Here is a 7173-nt window from a genome sequence, read left to right as displayed (position 1 = left end):
ACCGGGCGCGTCGTCGTCTACGACAAGGAGGGCTTCAACGTGCCGTCGATGGTCTCGCTGCTGATGGGACTGGGCGTGGTGCCCAAGCAGGACGATCCGCTGATCGACGCCATGAATTTCGACCATTTGCTGGGGCATCTGGCCAGCCGGCGCGACGCCGTGGCGCGGGTGGTCAAGGCGATGCCCGAGCACGCCCAGTACATCTCCCAGCACTGCGCCGCGCCATGAAGCCGCCCTTCAAACGCATCGTGGTGGTCGGCGGCGGCGCGGCCGGGTGGATGACGGCCACCGCGCTGGCCACCGCCCTGAAGGGCGGCACCGTCGAGTTGGTCGAGTCGGAGGAGATCGGCATTGTCGGCGTGGGGGAGGCGACCTTTCCCTCGATCCGCAACTTCCACCGCCTGCTCGGCATCGACGAGGCCGAGTTCCTGCGCGCCACCAACGGCACTTACAAGCTGGGCATCCAGTTTTGCGACTGGCGCGCGCGCGGCGAAAGCTATTTCCACACCTTCGGCGATTTCGGCGCACTGAGCGGATCCCACGCGGTGTGGGGCCAGCACCACCGGCTGGGCGAGGCCGGCCTGGGGGCCTTGGGCGAGCAATGCCTGCCCTCCGTGATGGCCAGCCAGGGCCGCTTCGCGCTGCCGGGAGAAAACGACCGCTACGACTACGCCTACCACTTCGACGCCGCGCTGTACGCCGCCTTCCTGCGCGAGCTGGGGGAGCGGCGCGGCGTGCGCCGCACCGAGGGCCGCATCGTCGACGTGGCGCGGCGCGCCGACGGCGGCGTCGACCGGCTCACCCTGGCCGACGGGCGCGTGGTGGCCGGCGACCTGTACATCGACTGCTCCGGCTTCGCCTCGCTGCTGCTGGGGCGCACCCTGGGCGAGCCGTTTGTCGATTTCAGCCACTGGCTGCCGGTGGACCGGGCCTGGGCCTGTCCGACCGAACGGATCGGGACCGAACTGACGCCCTACACGCGCGCCACCGCGCTGGAGGCGGGCTGGGCGTGGCGGATTCCGCTGCAAAACCGCACCGGCAACGGCCACGTGTTCGCCAGCCGCCACATCGACGAGGATCGCGTGCGCGCGCAATTGCTGCAACAGTTGGACGGCCCGGCGCTGGCCGAACCGCGCCTGCTGCGCTTCCAGACCGGCCATCGCAAGCGCGCCTGGGTGCACAACGTGGTCGCCCTGGGCCTGTCGGGGGGCTTCCTGGAACCGCTCGAGTCGACCAGCATCTTCCTGGTCCAGTGGGGGTTGGGGCGGCTGATCGATTTGCTGCTGTCGGGCGCGCCGTTCACCGAGCAGGTGGTGGCCGACTACAACGGCGAAATGGGGCGCCGGTTCGCGCGCGTACGCGATTTCATCATCCTGCACTACTGCCTGAGCGCGCGCCGCGACAGCGCGCTGTGGCGCGCGATGGCGACCATGGAGCTGCCCGAGACCCTGGCCTTCAAGCTCCACGCATGGCGCCAGGCGGGCGCGCTGCACCAGTACGACCTGGAGGGCTTCGACGCGACCAGCTGGCTGGCGATCCACACCGGCATGGGGCATTGGCCCGAGCGCGCCGATCCTTCGCTGGGCGACGTCGAGCGGGCGGTGGCACTGCGAGGATTGCAGTGGCGCCGAGAATGCATCGCCACCGCCGTGGCGGCCATGCCCAAACACGAGGCCTACCTGCGCGGCATGCTGGGGGGCAGAGAACGATGAAACGCCAGCTAAACGCCTGCGTCCTGGCGGCGCTGACCCTGTTGAGCACCCAGCCCGCCGGCGCCCAGCAAGCCGATCCTGTGCCGTCTGAACAGCGCGTCACCGTGCGGGGCCTGAAAAACGCGTCCGCCTGGTTCAAGGCGGAAAGCCAGCACTTCGTGATCTATTCCGACACGTCGCGCGACAGTGTCTTCCAGCTCCTGAACAATCTGGAGCGGCTCGATTTCCTGCTGCGCCTCTACACCGCTCCCTACGGCAAGTTCCAGCCGCGCGAATCCAAGCTGACCCTGTACTTTCACAGACGGCCCGGGGCCTTGGCCCAGTTCGCGGACACGCCGCCGCGCGACGCGGTCGGCCTGTACAGCAGTTGCGGCGCGGGCGTGCAGGGCGCCGGTGTGTTGCTGGCCCCCATCGTTGCGCTCGCCAATGCGGAATTGGCCAAGGCCCCCGCCAACGACACGCTGTCCTTCCTGTTCGAAGGCTATGCCCGCCACTTCCTGTACCGCCACACCACCGTCCGCGCGCCATTTTCGTTCATCGAAGGCTTCGCCCTGTATTTCGCCACTACCCGCTTCTCCGACAATCAATTGGTGGTCGGCGCAACGCCCGTCAACATCGGACGCTACCTGGATGTCATCGCGGATACCCGCTCTTCTACCAGCCTGAGCAATACCGACGTGCTCGATGATAACGATGGCGACGCCAGAAACGCCGCCGGCGTGGCGGCCATCAAACTGGAGTTCGCCGCCCGCTCGTGGCTGCTGGCCCACTTCATGCTGTCCACGGACGACAAGCGCACCCGCCTGTCCCGCTACCTCGACCTGACCGCTGGCGGCACGCCCGCCAGCGCGGCCTTCGAAACAGCTTTCGGCATCAAGCCCGCGGACCTCGACAATGTGCTGTCGCGCTATCGGCGGACCTCGTTAAATGCGGTGCAACTGGACGTGCCCTCCCTGCCCGCCGCCCGGATCACCTATACCGACCTGCCCGACAGCGTCTCCGACTACGTGATGATGAACGCCACCCTCAAGGCATGCCCCAGCCGCGCCACCGGCGAAGCCCTGCTGAGCAACATGACGTCCAGGCCGGGCGGCACGCCCCAGCACCCGCTGGCGCGCCTCGCCCTCAGCCGCGCCCGGATCGACTGGGGTAATCCGCAGGACGCCATGGCCGACCTGGGCATGCTCGCCGGCGGCGACAAGGGCAGCGGCGAAGCCAGCTATTTGCTGGGCCTGGCACACCTGCGGCTGGCAAACCAGCAGCAGGGTCCCGCCAGGGCAGGTAGCCTGGAGGCGGCGCGCCGCCATCTGGCCGACGCCATGCGCGCCGACCCCGCCTCGGCCGAAGCCGCTTACGCCCAGCTGCGCGCCGAACTCGATACCGGCGAGGCGCCGGGCGAAGCCGCCTTGACGAAGGCCGACTTCGCCTGGAAAAACGGCCGCGAAGTGGGCGAGTACGCACGTGCAGCCGCTCTCATGTATGCCTATACTGGCGACAGCGCCAAAGCGCGGCAGGCCATCAATGTGCTGGCCAACAACCGGCGCGACCCTGACATGGTCAAATGGGCAAAACAATGGCAGGCCCTTCTGCTGGCCGGGGTAGACCGCAGCGAGGTGCTGGCCGAATTGCGCCGCACGCCCGCGTCCGGCACGGTCTTCAAGGAATGGAGCATTAGCCACGACAGCGCCCTGCGGGAAGTCAACCTCGCCGCCGGCGCGGAAACATTGCAGCGGATGCGCGCCAATCAGGAGGCGACCGATAGGGACAGATTCATCGGGAGGTCTATCAGGAACCCTGCGGAGCGCCCCAAAAAAGACGAAGTACAATTCTCCCGGTGATGCGATCGTGGATGGGGCGCTTGCTAGCGCGCGCTTGCCACATCGGCGCGTGCCGCCTGGCTTAGGCCACGTCAAGAAATAACTTGACCTTTTTGACTGTCCGTACCCGGCCCATGTCGGGCACAGCAGGAACGCGCCCATGCTGGGCGCACAAAAAAAAAGCCGGCTTCTTGTACGAAGCCGGCTGTAAGGAAGAAACTTTATGGAGCTTATTTAATAATTGCTCTTTTAATGATAACGGAACCTGCAGTTCCAGAGAATAGGATACCCAGCCCCTTCGCATTCTGGAGGCCAAAACCGGAACACGTGAATTCCGTATCTTGACCTGCAACCAACACTTTATTGGAAATCATGCACTTCCACTCGGAAGCAGCCCAGCCGGTGGAGTAAGTATAGAACTGGAACAAGTCAGCCATCCCGCCATTTCGATTTGAAATAAACGCCTGATCAAAATTAAGGACCACTTTCAAGGTTTTGCCACTCCAATTAACTGGATTGGCAAATTCATAAGCAGCAGCGGCCTGGGCCTGATTGATTGTCAACCCCATATACGCAGTTGAACTATGATCTGTAGCGCTACCATTCACGGTCCAACTATTTGGGCGATTACTCGTTGCGATAGCTTTTCCAACTCCTACTAAAATTGCATCAAGTACTTGTGGATCACCCACAGCCGGAGTGGCACGGTCAAACAACAGGCCTTCAGCCATCCCGATCTCCCATGCGATTGGCAAGAGGCCATGATCAAGCGCCGACTTGGTGACATATTGATAGAAATGTTCTCGCGAAGCGAGATGCAGGTCCATGTCAGCGCAAGTTGCCGACGTACGCTTCATAGCGGCAAACTCCCCCAGCACAACTGGAATCCCTTGGTCCACAAATTTCAATTTCATTTTCTGAAATTGCGAATCGGTAAAAGGCTCTTCCTCCGGCGGCAACTGCCCTGGCGAGTTGCGATAAGTATCCGTAAGCGACTTGTAGCCGTCACCCCAGTAACAAAACATCTGTGAACGTGGCTCATCTGTACCCTGGTTCGAAAATGGCCCTGGGTAATAATGAATCTCCATCATTTGGCGATCCGCTACAGTGTCGGTCGGCATGCCTTGCCAATCATTGTAAGTCATATCGATGTCGGTTCTTAGGCCTTGGATTACCAACACGCGATTAGCGTTTCTACCACCCGTCGAACGAACCGCATCGACAAATGTTTGGTGATAGCTGAGAAGAACGGCTACGTCCGTTGGATTGTAAGCAGCCGGCTCGTTGGCGCTAGCGAACAAGACATGCTCGTCAAAGTCGCGCAGCTTCGTGGCAATTTGCTCCCAGTAGGCTTTCTGTTTGGCGTTGACACGGACTTGACTTGTTGGGTTAATATTCCGCTCCAACCAGCCACCGTCCCAATGGATGTCAACGATCGCGTAGAGCCCGTTATTCACTGCATACTGCACCACTTGTTTCACGCGGTCGAGCCAAGCGTCACTGATTTTTCCAGTGCTCTGGTTGGCATACTGATCGAAGGATACGGGGATCCGAATCGTGTCAAGACCGCTGTCCTTTACCAATTTGACATAAGCGGCAGTCACCGCCGGATTGCCCCAGCAAGTCTCTGACGGGTTGTTGGGGCAATAAGCGTCCAAGGTGTTTCCAATGTTAGTTCCCGCCTTCATTTTGGCGGCCAACTGCGGAGCGTTACTGCTCATGCCGGTCGCATCCGCGGCAATTGGATTGGTGTTGTAGCTAGGATAATTAGGAACCGTAATCGTAAAAGCCTGTGTGGTTTGTGCGCCGCAACTATTGGTATGAACAACTGTTGCAGTACAGCTAGCACTTGGCGTTATGTATTGTTCACGCGAAGAACCTGATGTTCCACAGCCACTCCATGACCAGGACCCGCCTTGTATTGGTTGCGGTCCAAGTGGGATTTGATTTCCATTAAACGTTACATTTGCGGTTATCCGCCATTCTTCAGACATAAAAATATAGGGTGTTACCGTAGTTGGCGTGCAAGTCTGAGCCTGCGCGTTCACAACGCTTCCTAAAGCTATAAGAAGGGATGTGGCTATTAAATTTTTTTTCTTCATTCCGATTACCTCATCATTGTTAATGTTATGGGTATACATAGAATGCATGCCCGCGAAACAGCCACTTCTGTACTACTCAGGTACTGCATCCTTTCATTCCCGGGATTTATTGTTATGTTTATAAATAAATTACTTGGCATTTTATGGCGCCGGATTGCAGCGCCGCAGCGAGCGCGGTGCGGCATGCGATGTTAGAAGCTTCAAGGGGCGCCATGGCGCGACCGGCTTCGCCGATGGTTTCGTCCAGCACGCCCGTGCTCAATTGCAGATCGAACAGTTCGATGAAGAATTCACGGATGCGCGCGCGCGACATGATGCGCCGCGCGCGTCACATGCCCATACGAACAGGTACTGGCATAGAGCGTGTGCCGAGTCACTTGAAGGAGCAACCCGGCCTGGCCCGCAAGCCGCTCGGCGATGTCGATATCGTCCCACGCGGTGTAGGCCGGCTTTGCCGCGCCATCCGGATTGGCGGCAGCGCCATCGCCGGTCGCCGGCGCTGCGGCCACAGGCGCGTGCAGCAACAAAAAAAGCCGGATTCTTTCACGAAGCCGGCTTTATGGCGGAGATTTTATTGAGCCAATTTAAGCGTTGCTCGTTTAACGGTAACGGAACCTGTTCCAGCAAAGAATTGGATACCTAGCCCCACCGCATTCTGGACGTTAAATGCAGAACACGTGAAATCTGTATCTTGACCTGCAACCAACACTTTATAGCCAGTCCAGCAATTGAACTCGGAAGTACCCCAACCGTCGGAGTAAGTAAAGAACTGTAAAATGCCGTCCATCCCGCCATTTCGATCCGAAACAAACGCTTGATCAAAATTAAGGACCACGTTCAAGGTCGCGCCACTCCAATTAATTGGATTGGCGAAATTATAACCAGCAACCGCCCCCGCTTGGTTGAGAGTGAATTTCATATTCGAAGCTGAACTAATATCGGTAGCGTCACTATTCACGGTCCAGCTATTTGGGCCAGCATTCAGCGCGACAGCTTTTCCAGCTCCGATCAAGAGTCCATCAACAAGTTGTTGATCACCCACAGCCGGAGTAGCCCGGTCAAACAACAGGGCTGGATCAACCCCGATCTCCCAATAGAATGGCAACATGCCATTCCTGATCGCCGACTGGGTGACATACTGAGCGAAATATGCCCGCGAAGCGCGATGCAGGGCCATGTCATCGCCAGTCAGCTGAGTACGTGTTTAGTTTCATGCGATCATATCCCCCGTCGCAGCATGCCTCTGCTCCGTGCCAAGGCCGTGCTTGACGAGTTGATCGCTGGTTTTCCGAAGCGGTCGCCAACCCACCGCAGCAGCACACCTGAGCGTCAGAGAGCATGAGCACACGCATTCATCCGCAGGCCCGCACAACGCCGAAAATCCGCCAGGAGATCAAAGCCTCCGGCTTGACCGCCCACGAGGCGGCAAAGGTGTTCAACATCACCAAGGCGACCGCCGCCAAGTGGCTCAAGCGCGATGACGTGCAAGACCGTTCGCATCGGGCCCACACGCTACATACGACGTTGTCGGCCGCGCAGGAA

General features: G+C 59.9%; 6 protein-coding genes and 2 pseudogenes. 4 read left to right on the top strand and 4 right to left on the bottom strand.

Going from position 1 to position 7173, the window contains the following annotated elements; genetic code table 11:
- The 3 genes and pseudogenes from BM436_RS37445 to BM436_RS35455 form a co-directional block, all read left to right on the top strand.
- A pseudogene (locus BM436_RS37445) lies at positions 1-228 on the top strand (tryptophan 7-halogenase); the annotation flags it as partial.
- Complete coding sequence (locus tag BM436_RS35460; RefSeq protein ID WP_093561631.1) at positions 225-1712, top strand: tryptophan halogenase family protein; 1488 nt, start codon at positions 225-227, stop codon at positions 1710-1712. The pseudogene BM436_RS37445 and the gene BM436_RS35460, both read left to right, overlap by 4 nt.
- Positions 1709-3550 carry a tetratricopeptide repeat protein gene (locus BM436_RS35455; RefSeq protein ID WP_093561630.1) on the top strand — a complete coding sequence of 614 codons (1842 nt, stop codon included), beginning with the start codon at positions 1709-1711 and terminating at the stop codon, positions 3548-3550. The genes BM436_RS35460 and BM436_RS35455 overlap by 4 nt, the downstream gene beginning before the upstream one ends.
- A 209-nt stretch (positions 3551-3759) precedes the next feature.
- Here BM436_RS35455 and BM436_RS35450 read toward each other — a convergent pair whose 3' ends face one another.
- The 4 genes from BM436_RS35450 to BM436_RS36815 form a co-directional block, all read right to left on the bottom strand.
- Positions 3760-5631 carry a cellulase family glycosylhydrolase gene (locus BM436_RS35450; RefSeq protein ID WP_218165002.1) on the bottom strand — a complete coding sequence of 624 codons (1872 nt, stop codon included), beginning with the start codon at positions 5629-5631 and terminating at the stop codon, positions 3760-3762.
- A gap of 118 nt (positions 5632-5749) precedes the next feature.
- Positions 5750-5944, bottom strand: coding sequence for a hypothetical protein (locus BM436_RS35445; RefSeq protein ID WP_093561628.1), 195 nt, complete (start codon positions 5942-5944; stop codon positions 5750-5752).
- Entirely contained in the window at positions 5922-6158 is a 237-nt protein-coding gene (locus BM436_RS36820) for a hypothetical protein (protein WP_143133505.1), read from the bottom strand. The genes BM436_RS35445 and BM436_RS36820 overlap by 23 nt, the downstream gene beginning before the upstream one ends.
- A gap of 44 nt (positions 6159-6202) precedes the next feature.
- Entirely contained in the window at positions 6203-6808 is a 606-nt protein-coding gene (locus BM436_RS36815; RefSeq protein ID WP_143133504.1) for a family 15 carbohydrate-binding domain-containing protein, read from the bottom strand.
- Between the two features lie 161 nt (positions 6809-6969).
- Here BM436_RS36815 and BM436_RS35440 point away from each other — a divergent pair.
- Positions 6970-7173 (top strand): annotated as a pseudogene (locus tag BM436_RS35440) (IS481 family transposase); the annotation flags it as partial.

This window comes from Pseudoduganella namucuonensis, from assembly GCF_900116645.1.
In the GTDB taxonomy this organism is placed as follows: domain Bacteria; phylum Pseudomonadota; class Gammaproteobacteria; order Burkholderiales; family Burkholderiaceae_D; genus Rugamonas; species Rugamonas namucuonensis.
Note: the sequence above shows the minus strand (reverse complement) of the source record. Positions and strands in the feature narration are given on the sequence as shown.